General features: G+C 45.4%; 17 protein-coding genes and 2 tRNA genes. All 19 read left to right on the top strand.

Features of this window, described 5'->3' with window-relative positions; all coding sequences use genetic code 11:
- The first annotated feature begins 19 nt into the window (after positions 1–19).
- The 19 genes from lon (at position 20) to R3D86_02005 (ending at position 18,593) form a co-directional block, all read left to right on the top strand.
- Positions 20–2,413 carry an endopeptidase La gene (gene lon, locus R3D86_02095; protein ID MEZ5756994.1) on the top strand — a complete coding sequence of 798 codons (2,394 nt, stop codon included), beginning with the start codon at positions 20–22 and terminating at the stop codon, positions 2,411–2,413.
- A gap of 269 nt (positions 2,414–2,682) precedes the next feature.
- Positions 2,683–2,958 carry an HU family DNA-binding protein gene (locus R3D86_02090; GenBank protein ID MEZ5756993.1) on the top strand — a complete coding sequence of 92 codons (276 nt, stop codon included), beginning with the start codon at positions 2,683–2,685 and terminating at the stop codon, positions 2,956–2,958.
- A gap of 132 nt (positions 2,959–3,090) precedes the next feature.
- Positions 3,091–3,166, top strand: a tRNA-Val gene (locus R3D86_02085).
- A gap of 122 nt (positions 3,167–3,288) precedes the next feature.
- Positions 3,289–3,365, top strand: a tRNA-Asp gene (locus R3D86_02080).
- Positions 3,366–3,690: 325 nt separating this feature from the next.
- On the top strand, positions 3,691–4,056 hold the full coding sequence (locus R3D86_02075) for an NADH-quinone oxidoreductase subunit A (protein ID MEZ5756992.1): 366 nt from the start codon (positions 3,691–3,693) through the stop codon (positions 4,054–4,056).
- Complete coding sequence (locus tag R3D86_02070; GenBank protein MEZ5756991.1) at positions 4,047–4,607, top strand: NADH-quinone oxidoreductase subunit B family protein; 561 nt, start codon at positions 4,047–4,049, stop codon at positions 4,605–4,607. The genes R3D86_02075 and R3D86_02070 overlap by 10 nt, the downstream gene beginning before the upstream one ends.
- 12 nt (positions 4,608–4,619) lie before the next feature.
- Entirely contained in the window at positions 4,620–5,240 is a 621-nt protein-coding gene (locus R3D86_02065) for an NADH-quinone oxidoreductase subunit C (GenBank protein ID MEZ5756990.1), read from the top strand.
- Between the two features lie 3 nt (positions 5,241–5,243).
- Positions 5,244–6,422, top strand: a complete 1,179-nt coding sequence (locus R3D86_02060) for an NADH-quinone oxidoreductase subunit D (protein MEZ5756989.1) — start codon at positions 5,244–5,246, stop codon at positions 6,420–6,422.
- On the top strand, positions 6,419–7,042 hold the full coding sequence (gene nuoE / locus R3D86_02055) for an NADH-quinone oxidoreductase subunit NuoE (GenBank protein ID MEZ5756988.1): 624 nt from the start codon (positions 6,419–6,421) through the stop codon (positions 7,040–7,042). Before R3D86_02060 ends, nuoE begins: the two co-directional genes overlap by 4 nt.
- Positions 7,042–8,325 carry an NADH-quinone oxidoreductase subunit NuoF gene (gene nuoF, locus R3D86_02050; protein MEZ5756987.1) on the top strand — a complete coding sequence of 428 codons (1,284 nt, stop codon included), beginning with the start codon at positions 7,042–7,044 and terminating at the stop codon, positions 8,323–8,325. The genes nuoE and nuoF overlap by 1 nt, the downstream gene beginning before the upstream one ends.
- A gap of 12 nt (positions 8,326–8,337) precedes the next feature.
- Positions 8,338–10,398 (top strand): NADH-quinone oxidoreductase subunit NuoG, encoded by a 2,061-nt coding sequence (nuoG, locus tag R3D86_02045; protein ID MEZ5756986.1) that lies wholly within the window; start codon positions 8,338–8,340, stop codon positions 10,396–10,398.
- Positions 10,391–11,455 (top strand): NADH-quinone oxidoreductase subunit NuoH, encoded by a 1,065-nt coding sequence (gene nuoH / locus R3D86_02040; GenBank protein ID MEZ5756985.1) that lies wholly within the window; start codon positions 10,391–10,393, stop codon positions 11,453–11,455. The genes nuoG and nuoH overlap by 8 nt, the downstream gene beginning before the upstream one ends.
- 11 nt (positions 11,456–11,466) lie before the next feature.
- Positions 11,467–11,955: an NADH-quinone oxidoreductase subunit NuoI gene (gene nuoI, locus R3D86_02035; protein ID MEZ5756984.1), complete on the top strand. Its 489-nt coding sequence runs from the start codon at positions 11,467–11,469 to the stop codon at positions 11,953–11,955.
- Between the two features lie 12 nt (positions 11,956–11,967).
- Positions 11,968–12,579: an NADH-quinone oxidoreductase subunit J gene (locus R3D86_02030; GenBank protein MEZ5756983.1), complete on the top strand. Its 612-nt coding sequence runs from the start codon at positions 11,968–11,970 to the stop codon at positions 12,577–12,579.
- An 11-nt stretch (positions 12,580–12,590) separates the two neighbouring features.
- Positions 12,591–12,899, top strand: a complete 309-nt coding sequence (nuoK, locus tag R3D86_02025) for an NADH-quinone oxidoreductase subunit NuoK (GenBank protein ID MEZ5756982.1) — start codon at positions 12,591–12,593, stop codon at positions 12,897–12,899.
- A gap of 7 nt (positions 12,900–12,906) precedes the next feature.
- Positions 12,907–14,838, top strand: a complete 1,932-nt coding sequence (nuoL, locus tag R3D86_02020; GenBank protein ID MEZ5756981.1) for an NADH-quinone oxidoreductase subunit L — start codon at positions 12,907–12,909, stop codon at positions 14,836–14,838.
- A gap of 1 nt (position 14,839) precedes the next feature.
- Positions 14,840–16,357, top strand: a complete 1,518-nt coding sequence (locus R3D86_02015) for an NADH-quinone oxidoreductase subunit M (GenBank protein MEZ5756980.1) — start codon at positions 14,840–14,842, stop codon at positions 16,355–16,357.
- A 10-nt stretch (positions 16,358–16,367) separates the two neighbouring features.
- A complete protein-coding gene (gene nuoN / locus R3D86_02010) occupies positions 16,368–17,828 on the top strand; it encodes an NADH-quinone oxidoreductase subunit NuoN (GenBank protein MEZ5756979.1) in 1,461 nt (486 codons plus the stop codon).
- Between the two features lie 6 nt (positions 17,829–17,834).
- Positions 17,835–18,593, top strand: a complete 759-nt coding sequence (locus tag R3D86_02005) for a biotin--[acetyl-CoA-carboxylase] ligase (GenBank protein ID MEZ5756978.1) — start codon at positions 17,835–17,837, stop codon at positions 18,591–18,593.
- Positions 18,594–18,607: the final 14 nt, after the last annotated feature.

The raw sequence follows: 18,607 nt of genomic DNA, 5'->3' as shown, positions 1-18,607 counted from the left end.
GAAATGATTTGGATGCCCAATGAGCAAAACATATCCAGTATTACCACTTAGAGATATTGTCGTATTTCCGTATATGATCGTGCCGCTTTTCGTTGGCCGCGAGAAATCGGTTAAGGCACTTGAACAGGTGATGAATTCTGAAAAGAAAATCCTTCTGGTTGCGCAGAAAGACGCAAATCTTGATGAGCCGGATGTGGATGACATTTACCGTATAGGAACACTGGCAACAGTACTGCAATTATTAAAACTGCCTGATGGTACAGTTAAAGTTCTGGTGGAAGGTGTTGAACGTGTAAAGATAACAGGCTTTGCCGGTACGAATGAATTTTTTGAGGCGGAAACAGAGGTTGTGAAAGCCGAAGATGTTGCAGATGATGAACTCGAAGCGTTAAGCCGTTCCGTCATTGAGAAATTTGATCAATATGTAAAGCTGAATAAAAAAATTCCGGCAGAGGTTCTTGAAACAACCAGCCAGATTGAAGATGAAGGCAAGCTTTCTGATGTTGTCGCGTCCCATTTGAGCCTTAAAATTTCAGATAAGCAGCAACTTCTGGAAGATCGCAGTATTGTCAGCCGTCTTGAGAAAATATATTCCGTTATGGAAAGTGAAATTGGCGTTATGCAGGTGGAAAAGAAAATCCGTCGACGCGTAAAGAGCCAGATGGAAAAAACACAGAAGGAATATTATTTGAATGAGCAGCTAAAAGCCATTCAGAAAGAGCTTGGTGAAACCGAAGACGGTAAAGATGAGGTTTCAGAAATTGAAGCCAGAATTAAAAAGACAAAGCTTTCTAAAGAAGCAAGGGAAAAAGCCCAGGCTGAGCTTAAGAAACTTAAATCTATGAGCCCGATGTCGGCAGAATCTGCAGTGGTCAGAAATTATCTGGACTGGATACTTTCTATTCCGTGGAATAAAAAACGTCCGATTAAAAATGATATTGCAGCAGCAGAGAAAATTCTTAACGAAGATCATTATGGCCTTCATAAAGTTAAGGAACGTATCCTTGAATATCTGGCTGTTCAATCCCGTACGAAAAAAATTAAAGGTCCAATTCTTTGTCTTGTCGGTCCTCCAGGTGTTGGTAAAACATCGCTTGGAAAATCCATTGCTAAAGCAACCGGACGTGAATATGTGCGTTTTTCAGTGGGCGGTGTTCGTGATGAAGCTGAAATCCGTGGTCACAGAAGAACCTATATCGGTTCAATGCCGGGTAAAGTTATTCAGAGCATGAAAAAGGCAGGAAGCAGTAACCCAATGTTTCTGCTGGATGAGATTGATAAGATGGGGTCTGACTTCCGCGGTGATCCGTCATCTGCACTTCTTGAAGTTCTAGACCCGGAACAGAACAGCAAGTTTAATGACCACTATCTGGAAGTGGATTACGATTTGTCAGACGTGATGTTTATCACGACGGCCAACACACTTTCTATGCCTGGTCCGCTTCTTGACCGGATGGAGATTATCCGCCTTTCCGGTTATACCGAAGATGAGAAGGTTGAAATAGCCAAGCGACATTTGATTAAAAAGCAGATCAAAGATCATGGATTGAAGGAAAATGAATGGTCAATTTCTGATAAAGCCTTGAGGGATCTGATTAGATATTATACCCGTGAAGCCGGAGTTCGTAATCTTGAGCGTGAAATTGCCAATCTGATCCGTAAAGCCACGAAACAGATTGTGATGGGTAAAGCCAAAAATATTACGGTCACTGTCAAAAATCTTGAAAAATATGCCGGCGTTAAAAAACACCGTTTTGGTGAAGTTGATCAGCAGGATATGATCGGTGTGACCACCGGTCTGGCCTGGACAGAAGTTGGCGGTGTCATTCTTTCAATAGAAGCCATTGTTTCCCGCGGTAAAGGAAAAGTGACCATTACCGGAAAACTTGGTGATGTGATGCAGGAATCAATAAAAGCGGCTCTCAGTTATGTCCGCTCAAAGGCGCCAGAGTTTGGAATTCAGCCAAATGCATTCGAACGAAATGATATCCATATCCATGTGCCTGAAGGAGCGACACCAAAAGATGGTCCATCGGCCGGTGTGGCAATGATCACGTCACTGGTCTCCGTATTAACGGGTATCCCTGTTCGCCATGATGTGGCGATGACCGGTGAGATCAGCCTTCGAGGGAAGGTGATGCCGATTGGCGGTCTTAAGGAAAAACTGCTTGCTGCTCATCGCAGTGGTATTAAAAAAGTTCTGATCCCGATTGAGAATGAAAAAGATCTGGCAGAGATACCTGACAATGTGAAGAAAGGTCTTAATATTGTGCCGATGACAAAAGTGGATGAGGTTCTGGAAAATGCACTTGCTTCTCCACTAATCCCACTTAGTGAAGATGAAATAGAGGGAATCACTGCGCTCGGTAAAGGTGAAAGTGATTCCAATTATACGGATCATATGCATCATTAAATTTTAAATGGCACTTTTAGAGGCCATTTTCTGTTCAAAAGTTGTAATTTAATATTAAAAAAACACTCTTAGGTATTCTTAGAGTGTTTTTTTTGTCGCAAAAAACATTTTGTAATCAATGTCAAGCAAACTTTATGCAAAAAACCGCAGATTTGTGAGGTTTTCCCTTTGACGAATTAAATTTGTCCGTCTAAGATGCATCAACTTTCGATCACATCAGATGAAGAAGTTAATCTCAATTATTATGACTTTTAATTAAGGGGAAGATAATGAACAAAAATGAATTAATTAATAGCGTTGCGGAAGCAGCTGGTCTTTCTAAAGCTGATGCAGCACAAGCTGTAGACGGTGTATTTAACACTATCATGAATACATTGGCAAAAGGCGATGAAGTGCGTTTCGTTGGTTTTGGTACTTTCAGTGTTGCAAAACGTGCAGCTTCTGAAGGTCGTAACCCACGTACCGGCGAAAAAATTAAAATTCCAGCATCAAAACAGCCTAAGTTTAAAGCTGGTAAAGCTCTTAAAGACGCTGTGAATAAATAATTTTTTATTTTATTTTAAAAGCGGTTGGTAATTTTTTTTATCAACCGCTTTTTTAATGCTTTACATATCATCAGCGAGACTGTAGATATGCATCCACACTTGGTAAGACATGTGTATTTTTTATGGTTTTGAGGGCGATTAGCTCAGTTGGTAGAGCGCTTCGTTTACACCGAAGATGTCGGGAGTTCGAGTCTCTCATCGCCCACCATGATCATGGAAAAAAGCTTAAATTGCTACAATGGCTTAAGTAGCGAATCGAATTATCGATAAAACATAAATAAGCCGCTTGACTTGATGGTGGTAATCCCCTACATCAGGTTTGCATTTTAAGGGGGTGTAGCTCAGTTGGTTAGAGCGCTGGCCTGTCACGCCAGAGGTCGCGGGTTCGAGTCCCGTCACTCTCGCCATTTTTTAAAAATGGCCTCTCCAAATATAAAACTATTCCCTAAATTTACGTCTTCATACGATGCATCAAACTTTATGTTCAAGGCATTATCTTTTCACCTTCATCAATTTTTATAAAAAGCAATTTTATCTGAAAAAACTATTGGCAATTTGCATCGCTAGCGGCTATTAACGGGACTAGGAAATTTGCCTTGTATGGGTTGTGATTATGACGATCACAGGGTATAAGGGATTGATAATTTTAAGGCTTGAAGATTAACTGACAGTATTTCAAGTCTTTATGGTGAGGACTGTCGCAAATTTGCTAATTGAAGGGTGGGGCGCTAAATGAATGAACTGCTGCTCGAATATCTTCCGATTCTGATTTTCTTTATTATTGCTATTGTTATGGCGGCTATTTTTGTTCTTCTGCCAATTCTGGTGGTAAAACAAAAACCTGATGCAGAAAAACTGTCGGCATATGAATGTGGATTTGAAGCCTTTACAGACATGCGAAAACAGTTTGATGTCAGGTTTTATCTTGTTGCAATTCTGTTTATTATTTTTGACTTGGAAGTTGCCTTTTTGTTTCCCTGGGCGGTTGCTTTGGGGAGCATTGGAATGTTAGGGTTCATTTCAATGATGATATTTCTTGGTGTTCTTACCATTGGCTTTATTTACGAATGGAGAAAAGGAGCTCTTGAATGGGAGTAGAAAATAAAACCGACATGTCAGCTCAGGATCTCCAGGCGGAAATGGCATCGTTGGAACAGGACGCTTACTTTAAATCCATACAGGATGACCTGGCAGACAAAGGTTTCGTTGTAACTTCACTCGAAGATATCATTGCCTGGGCGCGTACCGGGTCATTATGGTGGATGACTTTCGGCCTGGCCTGTTGTGCTGTGGAAATGATGCACACCTCCATGTCGCGTTATGATGTCGAGCGTTACGGTTTTGCCCCGCGCGGCAGCCCACGACACTCAGACGTGATGATTGTTGCCGGAACACTGACCAATAAAATGGCCCCGGCAATGCGTAAAGTTTATGATCAGATGCCGGAGCCACGATATGTAATTTCGATGGGGTCCTGTGCAAATGGTGGTGGCTATTATCACTATTCATATTCTGTTGTTCGCGGGTGTGACAGGATTGTTCCTGTCGATGTTTATGTTCCGGGCTGTCCGCCAACAGCGGAAGCGCTTCTTTACGGAATTCTTCAGCTGCAGAAGAAGATTCGCCGTACAATAACTTTTGAGCGCTAGGAGAATAGATAAATGAGTTCTGAAGAAGCTTTAAAAGATCTGGGCGAACATATTATAAATAAAAACGGCAGTAACGTAATTGATTTCAAGGTTGCATTCGGTGAGCTAACCGTGAGGGCAAAACGGGACCATATTGTTGATGTGCTTACATTCTTGCGTGATGATGCCAATTGTAAATTTGTGCAGCTGACCGATGTTTGCGGTGTGGATTATCCGGAACGCGTGGAGCGTTTCGATGTGGTTTATCATCTGCTGAGCCTTCACCATAACCAGCGTGTTCGTGTTAAAATTACAACCGATGAAGAAACGGTGGTTCCTTCTGTATTTGGGGTGTTCCCATCTGCCAACTGGTACGAACGTGAAACGTGGGATATGTACGGCATTATGTTTGATGGTCATCCTGACCTTCGTCGACTGCTCAGTGATTATGGTTTTCAGGGCCACCCGCTTCGTAAGGATTTCCCGCTTACAGGATATGTTGAGGTGCGCTATTCCGAAGAAGAGAAGCGTGTCGTTTATGAACCTGTGAAGCTGGCACAGGAATTCCGGACTTTTGATTTTATGAGCCCTTGGGAAGGGGCAAAATATATCCTTCCCGGTGATGAAAAAGCGGAAGAAGGAAAAAAAGGGTAAGTCATGGCTGAAGTTGATATCAAGAACTTTAATGTAAACTTTGGTCCGCAGCATCCTGCGGCTCATGGCGTGCTTCGGCTTATTCTTGAACTCGATGGCGAAGTGGTCGAGCGGGCGGACCCGCATGTCGGACTTCTGCATCGTGGAACCGAGAAGCTGATTGAACATAAAACCTATCTGCAGGCAATTCCTTATTTTGACCGTCTTGACTATGTTGCGCCGATGAATCAGGAGCATGCCTTCTGTCTTGCGATTGAAAAACTGATGGGTCTTGAAGTGCCAAAAAGGGGACAATATATCCGTGTGCTGTTCAGCGAAATCGGCCGTATTCTCAACCATCTTATGAATATTTGCTCGCACGCGACCGATGTGGGCGCTCTTACACCAATGCTTTGGGGGTTTGAGCAACGTGAAATTCTGATGGAATTTTACGAAGCGGTATGTGGGGCGCGGCTTCACGCAAATTATTTCCGCCCCGGCGGTGTCCATCAGGATATGCCAGCAGGGCTTGATAAAAGAATACTTGAATTTTGTGACACTTTCCCAAAAGTGCTCAGTGATATGGAAACGCTGGTGGTTGAAAACCGTATCTTCAAGCAGCGTAATGTGGATATTGGCAAGGTAACAGCGGAAGAGGCATTCGCGCTCGGATTTACCGGTGCAATGGTTCGGGGATGTGATATTCCATGGGATATTCGCCGTGCGGAGCCATATGAAGTCTATAATGAACTGGATTTTGACGTAATCGTCGGCAAAAATGGCGACTGTTATGACCGTTATATTCTCCGTATTGAGGAAATGTATCAGTCAGTAAAAATTATGCGTCAGTGCATCGAAAAAATGCCGGAAGGTCCTGTTGCTTCCATAGATCGCAAAGTAACACCGCCACCACGTGCGGAAATAAAATCGTCGATGGAAGCATTAATCCATCACTTTAAATTATATACTGAAGGATTTAAGGTTCCTGAAGGTGAAGTCTATGCCGCTGTTGAGGCGCCAAAAGGGGAGTTTGGTGTATATCTCGTATCAGATGGCACAAATAAACCGTACCGTTGTCATATTCGCGCGCCCGGATACGCCCATCTGAGCGCTATGGGGCATGTTGCCAAAGGCTATATGCTTGCGGATATTCCGGCAATGATCGGTTCGTTTGATATTGTGTTCGGAGAAATTGACCGATGAGTGTGAAAGTCAAAAATGCTGAAAAGTTTGAGTTTACGCCTGAAAATCTGGAATGGACGAAAACTCAGTTGGCAAAATATCCTGAAAACCGCAAAGAAAGCTGCGTGATGCCGTTTTTGCACCGTGCTCAGGAGCAGAATAATGGATGGGTCAGTGTTCCTGTTATGGAATATATCGCTGATTTTCTTGAAATGCCTTATATCCGGGTGCATGAAGTCGCCAGTTTTTACAGTATGTATAATCTTAAACCCGTTGGCAAACACGTAATTGAGGTCTGTACTACAACGCCATGCTGGCTTCGTGGTTCAGATGATGTCGTCAAAGCCTGTAAGGATGAACTGGGGATCGGTTTCGGGGAAACGACCGAAGATGGCGAATATACACTTCTTGAAGTGGAATGTGCAGGGGCCTGCGTCAATGCGCCGGTAATTGCCTATAAAGAAGAATATTATGAAGATCTGGATGAAGAGAGCACACGCAAATTTATCCGTGATTTAAAAGCCGGCGTTGCTGTGAAGCCGGGGCCACAGAATGGCCGCTTCAAATCCTGTCCGTTTGGCGGACCGACAACACTTAAAGATATGGCACCAAAAGGTGCAACCTTCGGGGGAGATGAATAATGTTAGCTGATAAAGATCGCATCTTCACCAATCTCTATGGATTTGAAAGCCCGTTCCTGAAAGCGGCTAAAAAGCGTGGTGACTGGGACGGTACAAAAAAAATTCTTGCCCGTGACCGGGACAGTATCATAAATGAAATGAAGGAAAGTGGCCTGCGCGGTCGCGGCGGCGCCGGGTTTCCAACCGGTCTTAAATGGTCATTTATGCCAAAAGAATCGGATGGTCGCCCAAGTTATCTTGTTGTGAATGCTGATGAGGGGGAGCCGGGCACCTGTAAAGACCGTGAAATCATGCGCCATGACCCGCATAAGCTTATCGAAGGCTGCCTGATTGCCGGATATGCCATGCGTGCGGTTGCGGCTTATATTTATATTCGTGGTGAATTTGTACATGAAGCAAAGGTGCTTGAGCAGGCAATTGAAGAAGCCCGTGATGCCGGGCTATTAGGCAAGAATGCCTGCGGCAGCGGTTATGATTTTGATGTGTTCGTTCACCGTGGGGCTGGTGCTTATATTTGTGGTGAAGAAACCGCCCTGATCGAAAGTCTGGAAGGTAAAAAAGGTCAGCCGCGTCTGAAACCGCCATTCCCGGCCAATGTTGGTGTGTTTGGATGTCCGACCACAGTGAATAACGTTGAATCCATTGCTGTGGTGCCGGAAATCCTGCGCCGTGGCGGGTCGTGGTTTGCGGGGATTGGACGCGAAAATAATACCGGAACAAAACTTTTCTGTATTTCCGGTCATGTCAATAAACCCTGTAACGTTGAAGAGGAAATGGGGATTCCACTTAAGGAGCTGATTGAAAAACATGCCGGCGGTATTCGCGGTGGATGGGATAATCTGCTGGCTGTCATTCCCGGTGGTTCATCAGTTCATATGATCCCGAAATCTGTTTGCGATACCGTGTTGATGGATTTTGACAGTCTTCGCGCTGAAGGCACCGGACTTGGAACGGCGGCGGTGATTGTGATGGATAAATCGACCGATCTGCTTCGGGCGATCACAAGGTTATCAGCCTTTTATAAGCATGAAAGCTGCGGTCAGTGTACGCCATGCCGTGAAGGTACGGGCTGGATGTGGCGTGTGATGGAGCGCCTTTGTTCCGGTGAGGCGGAAATTGAAGAAATTGATACACTGCTGGAAGTCACCAAACAAATCGAAGGCCATACGATTTGCGCTCTTGGCGACGCTGCGGCATGGCCAATTCAGGGACTACTGCGCCATTTCAGACCCGAAGTGGAACACAGAATCCTTGAATATAAAAAAACGCACAACGCAGCGTAGGAGAATTAAAATATGCCAACGCTAACGATAGATGGAATTGAAGTAGAAGTGGAAAACGGGACAACTGTCCTGCAGGCGGCTGAACAGGTCGGCATTGAAATTCCACGCTTTTGTTACCATGAACGCCTTTCAATTGCCGGCAACTGCCGCATGTGTCTGGTGGAGGTTACTCCCGGACCGCCAAAACCGGCGGCGTCCTGTGCTCTTCCGGCCGGGGAGGGGATGGTTGTTAAAACCAATACTCCTAAGGTTCGTAAATTCCGTGAAGGAGTTATGGAATTTCTTCTTATAAACCATCCGCTTGATTGTCCGGTATGTGACCAGGGCGGGGAATGTGACCTTCAGGATCAGTCGATGGCTTACGGCGTTGGTGACAGTCGCTACAAGGAAAAACGCCGACTGGTCAAAGAAAAATATATGGGTCCGCTGATCAGGACAATCATGACGCGCTGTATTCATTGTACGCGCTGTGTCCGCTTTGCAGATGAAGTTGCCGGTGTTCCGTCCCTTGGTGCCATTGGCCGTGGTGAAAATATGCAGATTACGACCTATCAGGAGCAGGCATTCCAGTCAGAACTTTCAGGGAATGTTGTTGATCTTTGTCCGGTTGGGGCTTTGACGTCCAAACCTTATACTTTTAAGGCACGCCCGTGGGAGCTGACAAATACGGAAACCATTGACGTTCATGATGCTCTTGGCTCAAACATCCGTATTGATAGCCGTGGCCGTGCGGTCATGCGTGCTCTTCCAAGAATTCATGAAGAAGTGAACGAAGAATGGATTTCTGATAAAACCCGTCATGCGGTTGATGGACTTGCCAAAAACAGGCTTGACCGTCCATATGTTAAAAAAGGCGGTAAGTTGCAGGCAGTAAGCTGGAAAGAAGCCTTTGATGTTATTGCTAAAAAACTAAAAGGTCTAAGCGGGGATCAGATTGCCGGTCTTGTCGGCGATCTTTGTGATGCTGAAAGCATGTATGCTTTCAAAGCGCTGATGAGCTCTCTTGGCGCAAATGTTGAATGCCGTCAGGATGGATCTAAAGTCGGTGCAAAACACCGTGTCGGATATCTGTTTAACAGTGGTGTAACAGGTATTGATGAAGCGGATGCTTGTCTGATTATCGGCTCGAACCCGAGAAAAGAAAGCCCTGTGCTCAATGCAAGACTGCGTCAGCGCTGGTTAAGCAGAAAATGTAAGGTAGCAAATGTAGGTCCTGATGTAGACTTAAGCTATAAAGTAGAGCAGCTTGGCGATAGTGCGGCGATATTAAAAGATATCCTGGACGGTAAGAATGACTTTGCCAAAGTTTTGAAATCTGCTGAAAAACCAATGCTTATTTTGGGGCAGGGGGCGCTCAACCGTGACGACAGTCCGGCGATTATTAAGCTTGCCCATGATATTGCGGAAAAATATGGTCTGATTAAAGATGACTGGAATGGCTTCAATGTCCTTCATACAGCCGCCAGCCGCGTTGCGGCCCTTGATATGGGGTTGATCAGGGACGGTGGTGTTGAAGCGATCCTTGAGGGTGCTGAAAAGGGCGATATCAAAGTCGTCTATAATCTAGGTGCAGATGAGCTTGATACGTCAAAGCTTAAAAAAGCATTTGTCATTTATCAGGGTAGCCACGGTGACGAAGGTGTCAGACATGCTGATGTCATTCTGCCGGGTGTTGCCTACACAGAAAAACCTGGTACATATATCAATACTGAAGGCCGTGTTCAGCGGGCACTGCGTGCCGTGTTCGGCCCCGGTGAAGCGAGAGAAGACTGGACAATCTTCCGGGCATTATCAGATGTTCTTGGTAAAACGCTGGATTTTGATGATATTGCCTCATTACGTCAGGTTATGGAAAAAGATTACCCGCAATTTGTCGTGGTTGATGAAAAACCGGATGAAGAGTGGGCGGATTTCGGCGTTGCCGGTAAAGTTTCCAAAGACGGCTTTATATTACCGATTACAGATTTTTACGGAACAAACCCGATTGCCCGGGCTTCCGAAACAATGGCTGAATGTCGTGCTGTTATGAACGGTGCAAACCATACAGAAGGAGCAACAGGAACCAATGGGTAAGTATCTTGACATATTCGTCGGCTGGTTTGGTTACAGGCTTGAAGACTGGGCGTTCATAACCTTCGGGACCATTGCCAATATCCTAGTTGTGGCACTTCCTGTGCTTTTAGCTGTGGCCATGATTGTCTGGGTTGACCGCAAGGTTTGGGCCGCTATTCAGATCCGTAAAGGACCGAATATTGTGGGGCCATTTGGCCTGCTACAATCTTTTGCGGACGGTCTAAAGGTATTTTTAAAAGAAACCATTATTCCGGCGGGCGCCAATAAATTTCTGTTTCTGCTGGCACCGGCGCTTAGCCTGATATTCGGGCTTGTTGGCTGGGCGGTTATCCCATTTGGGGAAGGACTGGTGATTTCAGACCTGAATGTCGGCATTCTTTATCTTTTTGCAGTGTCCTCGTTGGCGGTATACGGCATTATCATTGCCGGTTGGGCGTCAAATTCGCGTTATGCGTTCCTTGGCGCGATGCGAAGTGCAGCGCAAATGGTTTCCTATGAAGTTTCTATCGGCTTTGTGCTGGTGACAGTGTTAATGTGTGTGGGGTCACTTAATCTTACCGACGTAGTAATGGCACAAAAAGGTATTGGGTTTGGTATCTTTAACGGTTATTTCTTTACCGGCCTGCTCCCTATGTTCTTCATTTTCTTTATTTCAGCATTGGCAGAAACCAACCGGACCCCCTTTGACCTTCCTGAAGCGGAAGAAGAAATTGTTGCCGGTTTCCAGATCGAATATTCTTCGATGTCCATGGCGCTTTTCTATCTTGGTGAATATGCAAATATCATTCTGATGTGCGGCATGATGAGCATCCTGTTTTTCGGTGGCTGGCTGCCGATTTTTGACTGGGGTCCATTATATGCCATTCCAGGTATCTTATGGCTGTTCATAAAAATGTTTTTCTTCTTTTTCTGTTTCGCATGGATTAAGGCATCGGTTCCAAGATACCGTTACGATCAGCTGATGCGTCTGGGGTGGAAAGTGTTTTTGCCGGTTTCCCTTGTATGGGTCATTTTAACATCTGGCTATCTTGTCTTTTTTGGCAGATTTGCGAGTTAGGAGCTTAATTTATGGCATTTTTAGATCACGCAGCAAGAACCATTTTTCTGACGGAGTTCGCGAAAGGTATGGCAATGACGCTGAAATATTTTTTCAGCAAAAAAGTTACCCTGAACTATCCGCATGAAAAAGGTCCGCTAAGTCCAAGATTCAGGGGTGAACATGCCTTGCGCCGCTATGAAAATGGCGAAGAACGCTGCATTGCCTGTAAATTATGTGAAGCGATCTGTCCTGCTCAGGCCATTACCATTGAAGCAGATATCAGAGAAGACGGATCACGCCGTACGACACGGTACGATATTGATATGACCAAATGTATTTATTGCGGGTTCTGTCAGGAGGCCTGTCCGGTGGAAGCGATTGTTGAGGGACCGAATTTTGAATATAGCACCGAAACAAGGGAAGAGCTTCTTTATGATAAAGAAAAGCTTCTTGATAACGGGGATCGATGGGAACGTCAGCTCGCGCTTAATATTGAGCTGGATGCGCCTTATCGGTAAAGGGAAAATAATATGATAGTAGCGATCTGTTTTTATATCTTTGCAGCGGTCCTTGTCGGATCGGCGGTGATGGTGGTTTTTAGTAAAAACCCTGTCCATTCCGTCCTGTTCCTGATCCTGGCATTTTTTAATGCTGCGGGACTTTTTGTGCTGCTCGGTGCCGAATTTGTGGCGATGATTCTGGTCATTGTTTATGTTGGTGCGGTTGCGGTAATGTTCCTGTTCGTTGTGATGATGCTTGATATTAATTTTACCGAACTTCGTAAAGGGGTTCAGGAATATCTGCCTATCGGTCTTCTGATCGGATTTATCCTGCTTGCTGAAATGGCAGCTATCGCCAGTGGCTGGAGCATGACAGACGGTATTGCAACAACGATTACATCGGCAACACCTCCGGCAAGTGAGGTGACCAATACAGACGCAATCGGCCGGGTTTTATATACAGATTATATATTCCTGTTTCAGGTTGCCGGGCTGATCCTGCTGGTGGCGATGATCGGTGCGATTGTGCTGACTCACAGAAATCGTCCGGGCGTCAAGAAACAGGATATCGGCAAACAGGTTCGTCGTCGCCGTCATGAGGCCTATGAGGCCGTCAAGGTAAAACCGGGTGAAGGAATATAAGGGAATAGATGATGGAAATTGGAATTGAACATTACCTAACCGTTGCAGCCATGCTTTTTACGCTGGGTGTTTTTGGTATTTTCCTGAACAGAAAGAATGTGATTATCATTCTGCTTTCTGTGGAGCTTATCCTGCTTTCGGTAAATATAAATCTGGTGGCTTTTTCATCCTATATGGGTGATTTGGTAGGTCAGGTCTTTACCATGTTGATTTTAACAGTTGCAGCCGCCGAGGCCTCAATCGGACTAGCCATACTTGTGGTTTACTTCCGTAACCGGGGTTCGATTGCGGTTGAAGACATTCATCTGATGAAGGGATAATAATAATATGTATCAGGCTATTGTCTTCCTCCCGCTACTTGCTGCGATCATTGCCGGACTGTTTGGTGCCCGGATTGGGGATCGTGGTTCACAGATTATAACGTGTGGTGCGCTGATCATATCAGCACTCCTGTCATGGGTGGCATTCTTCAGTGTCGCGCTTGCTCACGGCGACCATGCGGAACATGTACAGGTATTAAGCTGGATTGTTTCCGGTGATTTTAATATCAACTGGGCCTTTAAAATTGATACGCTGACGGCGGTTATGCTGGTGGTTGTTAATACGGTATCGTGCCTCGTGCATATTTACAGTATTGGCTATATGAGCCACGATCCGCACATTCCGCGCTTTATGGCCTATCTGTCACTCTTTACATTTGCCATGCTGATGCTGGTAACATCAGACAATTTTGTTCAGATGTTCTTCGGCTGGGAAGGGGTTGGCCTTGCATCATACCTTCTGATCGGGTTCTGGTATAAAAAACCAAGCGCCTGTGCCGCGGCCATTAAAGCTTTTGTGGTCAACCGTGTTGGTGACTTTGGTTTTGCTCTTGGTATTTTTGCCATTTTCATGACATTTGGCAGTGCTGATTTTGCCGTCGTTTTTTCTGATGTCGCGTCCTATACCGATAAATCAATCCATTTCCTGGGTATGGACCTCGATCTGCTGACAACGATTTGTATACTGCTGTTTGTTGGCGCCATGGGTAAATCGGCGCAGCTCGGTCTCCATACCTGGCTTCCTGACGCGATGGAAGGTCCGACACCGGTGTCTGCCCTGATCCATGCCGCGACAATGGTGACCGCAGGGGTTTTTATGGTGGCTCGCTGTTCACCGCTGTTTGAATATGCCCCCGCGGCTATGGACTTTGTCTGCATCATTGGGGCTTCGACCGCATTTTTTGCGGCGACCGTCGGTATGTCACAATTTGATATTAAGCGCGTGATTGCCTATTCCACCTGTTCACAGCTTGGATATATGTTCTTTGCGCTTGGTGTCGGGGCTTATGGTGCAGCGATTTTCCATCTGTTTACCCATGCTTTCTTCAAAGCACTTTTATTCCTTGGCTCCGGTTCGGTGATCCATGCCAGTTCCGATGAACAGGATATGCGCAATATGGGCGGGCTTCGCACAAAAATTCCTGTCACATTCTGGATGATGACGATCGGGACATTGGCTCTTACCGGCTTTCCGTTCTTCGCGGGATATTATTCAAAAGATATGATTATTGAATCGGCCTTTGCCTCCGGAACCGGGGTTGGTCAATATGCATTCGGGCTAGGTGTCGTTGCAGCACTTATGACCTCATTCTATTCATGGCGTTTGGTATTTATGACATTCTTTGGCAAAAGCCGCGCCAGCAAACATGTACAGGATCATGTCCATGAAAGCCCGCAGGTTATGCTGGTTCCGCTTTATATTCTGGCTGCCGGAGCACTCTTTGCCGGGTATATATTCCATAATTATTTTGTTGGCGAACATTATGAGGAATTCTGGGGCAGTGCCCTGTTCCTTGCCGGTGAAAATGTCATGGAAGAAGCCCACCATGTGCCGACCTGGGTGGTGATATCCCCCTTCATTGCCATGGTTATTGGTTTGGCAACTGCCTGGTATTTTTATATCAAGCAACCTGATATGCCTGGAAAATTTGTTAAAACCTTCCGCTTTGCGCATGCGCTGAGCTATAACAAATGGTATTTTGACGAGCTCTATGACATTCTTTTTGTCCGAAGCGCAATGAAACTGGGTATGATCTTCTGGAAACGCGGGGACGAGGATACCATTGATCGTTTCGGTCCTGATGGCGTATCGGCGCTTGTTGTCCGGGTTGCGGATAAATTTAAACAATTGCAGACAGGCTATTTATATCATTACGCGTTTGCGATGCTGATCGGGCTTTCTGCCTTTGTCAGCTGGTTTGTGTTGGGAGGACAATAAAATGGAATATTTCCCAATCCTTTCCACGATCACCTTCCTGCCGCTGCTTGGTGTTCTTATTATTTTAAGCATCAATGGCGAAAAGGAAATTGTTGAACGAAATTCACGTAATGCGGCTTTGCTGACCACTGTCGCGACATTCCTGTTTTCACTGGTTCTCTGGTTCAGCTTTGATAAATCTACTGCCGGGTTCCAGTTTGTCGAGGAAGCAAAATGGCTTGGTGGCGGCATCCAGTATAAGATGGGCATAGATGGCATTTCAGTATTGTTTGTGCTGCTGACCACTTTTATCATGCCGATCTGTATTCTGTGTGGCTGGGATACCATTAAGAAACGGGTTAAGGAATATATGATTGCCTTCCTGCTTCTGGAATGTTTTATGATCGGTGTGTTCTGTACCCTTGACCTTGTACTCTTCTATGTCTTCTTTGAAGCGGGTCTGATCCCCATGTTCCTGATTATCGGTATCTGGGGCGGTGATAACCGTGTCTATGCGGCTTATAAACTGTTCCTATATACATTGCTGGGATCGGTTCTGATGCTGGTGGCCATGCTTTATATGTATGGGCAGGCCGGAACGACTGATATACCGACATTGATGCAGTTTAATTTTGACCCGCATGCACAGACATGGCTGTTCCTGGCCTTTTTTGCTTCATTTGCGGTAAAAATGCCGATGTGGCCGGTCCATACCTGGTTGCCGGATGCGCACGTACAGGCACCGACTGCCGGTTCTGTTATACTGGCTGGTATCCTTCTGAAAATGGGTGGGTATGGTTTCCTACGGTTCTCGCTTCCGATGTTTCCTGTGGCGTCTGAACAGCTTGCCTGGCTTATATATCTTCTGAGCTGTATTGCGATTATCTATACATCGCTGGTGGCCCTGCGTCAGACAGACATGAAAAAACTGATTGCCTATTCATCGGTTGCGCATATGGGGTTTGTGACCATCGGTATTTTCGCCTTTAATATTCAGGGCATCGAAGGTTCGATTGTGGTGATGCTGGCTCATGGTTTTGTTGCCTCGGCACTCTTCCTTTGTGTCGGTGTTGTTTATGACCGCCTTCATACGCGGGATATTGACCGTTATGGCGGTCTTGTCAATATCATGCCAAAATATGCACTGGTCTTTATGTTCTTTACTATGGCGTCTGTTGGCCTGCCGGGTACTGCTAACTTCGTCGGTGAGGTGCTGGTGCTTGTCGGTATCTTTAAGGTCAGCACCTGGACAACCTTCTTTGCACTCTTCGGGGTCATTCTTGGTGCAGCCTATATGCTTTATCTCTATAGACGGGTTGTGTTTGGTGATCTTACCAAGGAAGATCTTAAAGCCATGCTTGATCTTGATAAGCGTGAAATACTGGTCTTCGCACCGCTAGTTATCCTGACCTTATGGCTTGGCGTCTATCCGACTTCATTCATGGATTTTATACATGTGTCTGTTGATAATCTTGTCACCCAGCATGAAGCCTCTATGGCAACATATCATGCTGCCGTTCAAACCGTAGCCGGAAATTAGGAGAAAAATAATGACTGAAATATTCCCTAATCTCGAAATTGCATATGGTGAAATTTTCCTCGCTATTGGGGCAATGCTGCTTTTGATGGTCGGTGTGTTTAAAAAAGACAGTGTAAATCTGGTTAGCTGGCTGGCGGTTGGTTTTATCGTCATTACCATGTTTCTTTCTCTGGCTGTTGGGTCCGATCAGACATTTACATTATCAAACCTGTTCGTCGTTGATGGTTTTACCCAGTTTATGAAAATACTGGTGCTTGTTGCGTCAGCATTGGCGGTCATTATGTCACGCGAATTTTTCAGACTGGAAGGGGAAGACAGGTTTGAATTTCCGGTTCTGATGGTCCTAGCGACCGTTGGTATGATGATCATGGTCAGCGCCAATGACCTGATGAGCCTTTATATGGGGATTGAGCTTCAAAGTCTTAGTCTTTATGTCCTGGCGGCCTTTAAACGTGACAGTGAAAAATCAACAGAAGCCGGCCTTAAATATTTTGTGCTTGGTGCCTTGTCATCCGGTATCCTGCTTTATGGCTGTTCATTGATTTACGGTTTTATCGGCAGCACCAATTTTTCATCCATTGCCACAGCTGTTGCCGGTATAGAAGAGGGCAGCGCATCGTTTGGTGTGATTGTGGGACTTGTTTTCGTTCTTGCGGGGCTCGCGTTTAAAGTTTCTGCCGTGCCGTTTCATATGTGGACACCGGATGTTTATGAAGGCTCGCAAACACCGGTTACAGCCTTTTTCTCGGTCGCGCCGAAGGTTGCTGCTCTTGCACTTCTTGCCCGGACACTTTATGTGCCCTTTGGCGATCTTAGTGGTTCATGGGCACAGGTTGTAATCTTTATGTCTGTAGCTTCGATGATACTTGGGTCATTTGCAGCCATTATGCAAACCAATATAAAACGGCTTATGGCTTATAGTTCCATCGGTCATGTCGGTTTTGCCCTTCTTGGCCTTATTGCCGGAAATGCTGAAGGTATCAGGGGCGTGATGATTTATATGGCCATTTATCTGGTCATGAATGTGGGTATGTTTGTCTGCATTATGTCAATGCGCCGTAAAGAAGAAGGTATGGTGGAGGATATAGCGGACCTTTCAGGACTTGCCCAAAATCATCCTGTTATGGCGGCCTTTATTAGTATCTTTATGTTCTCTCTTGCCGGGGTTCCGCCGCTCGCCGGGTTCTTCGCCAAATGGTATGTGATTATCCCGATCGTTAATGCCGGATATTTTACTCTGGCTACCATTGCCGTATTAGCAAGCGTTGTTGGTGCCTATTACTATATCCGGATTGTTAAGGTGATGTATTTCGATGCACCAGCCGAAGAATTTGTGCCCCAGAAATCTTTGCCAATGAAAGTGATTGTAACATTGTCGGCAATCCTCGTTCTGGCCTTTATTGCACCACAAATTTCAAGTCCTGTTCTTGACCATGCGCAAGCGGCAGCACAGGGCCTTTCCCAGAAATAGGCCCAAATGACGGAACAGAATAAAATGAATGTGCCTGGTGGTTTTAGCCATCAGGCATTTTTATCACTGGACAGCACAAATAAGGAAGCAATCCGGCGGCTTGAAAGCGGTGCAGCCAGTGGCCTATGGATCACAGCAGGTGAGCAGACAGGTGGCCGAGGTCGTGGTGGACGTTTCTGGGTGTCCGAACCCGGAAATTTATACAGCTCTCTTATATATGATTGTGGAAAAGACATTTATACCGCTGCACAGTTAAGTTTTGTATCTTCCCTTGCCGTGCGTGAAACAATTCTTGAATTTCTGCCGGATAGTAATGTTAAATGCAAATGGCCCAATGATGTGTTGCTTGGGAATAAAAAAATTTCGGGCATTCTTCTTGAAAGCCACAGTAAGGGCTTGGGGTCTCCCATTCATATAATCATCGGTATTGGTATAAATGTTGTCCACCACCCGGAAGTAACAAGTTACGGGTCAACCCATATCAATGAGCATGGCGGGCAGAATGTCAGTCCTGAGGATGTTTTTATGGTTTTGTCGCAGAAAATGGCTTTCTGGATTGAAATCTGGCAGAATAATGGCTTTGAAGAAATTAGAAAAGAATGGCTGAATTGCTGTAAGGGACTGAATGAAATGATTACGGTAAGAACATCGGATCAGGAATTCATCGGACGATTTATTGACCTGAACAGTGATGGCGCGCTAAAGTTGGAAACAGAAGCTCAAATAAAGCTGATTCATTCGGGTGATGTTTTTTTCACCTCTTAAAAAAGAGAGACTAC

The organism is Emcibacteraceae bacterium, assembly GCA_041396985.1.
Classification (GTDB): domain Bacteria; phylum Pseudomonadota; class Alphaproteobacteria; order Sphingomonadales; family Emcibacteraceae; genus Pseudemcibacter.
Note: the sequence above shows the minus strand (reverse complement) of the source record. Positions and strands in the feature narration are given on the sequence as shown.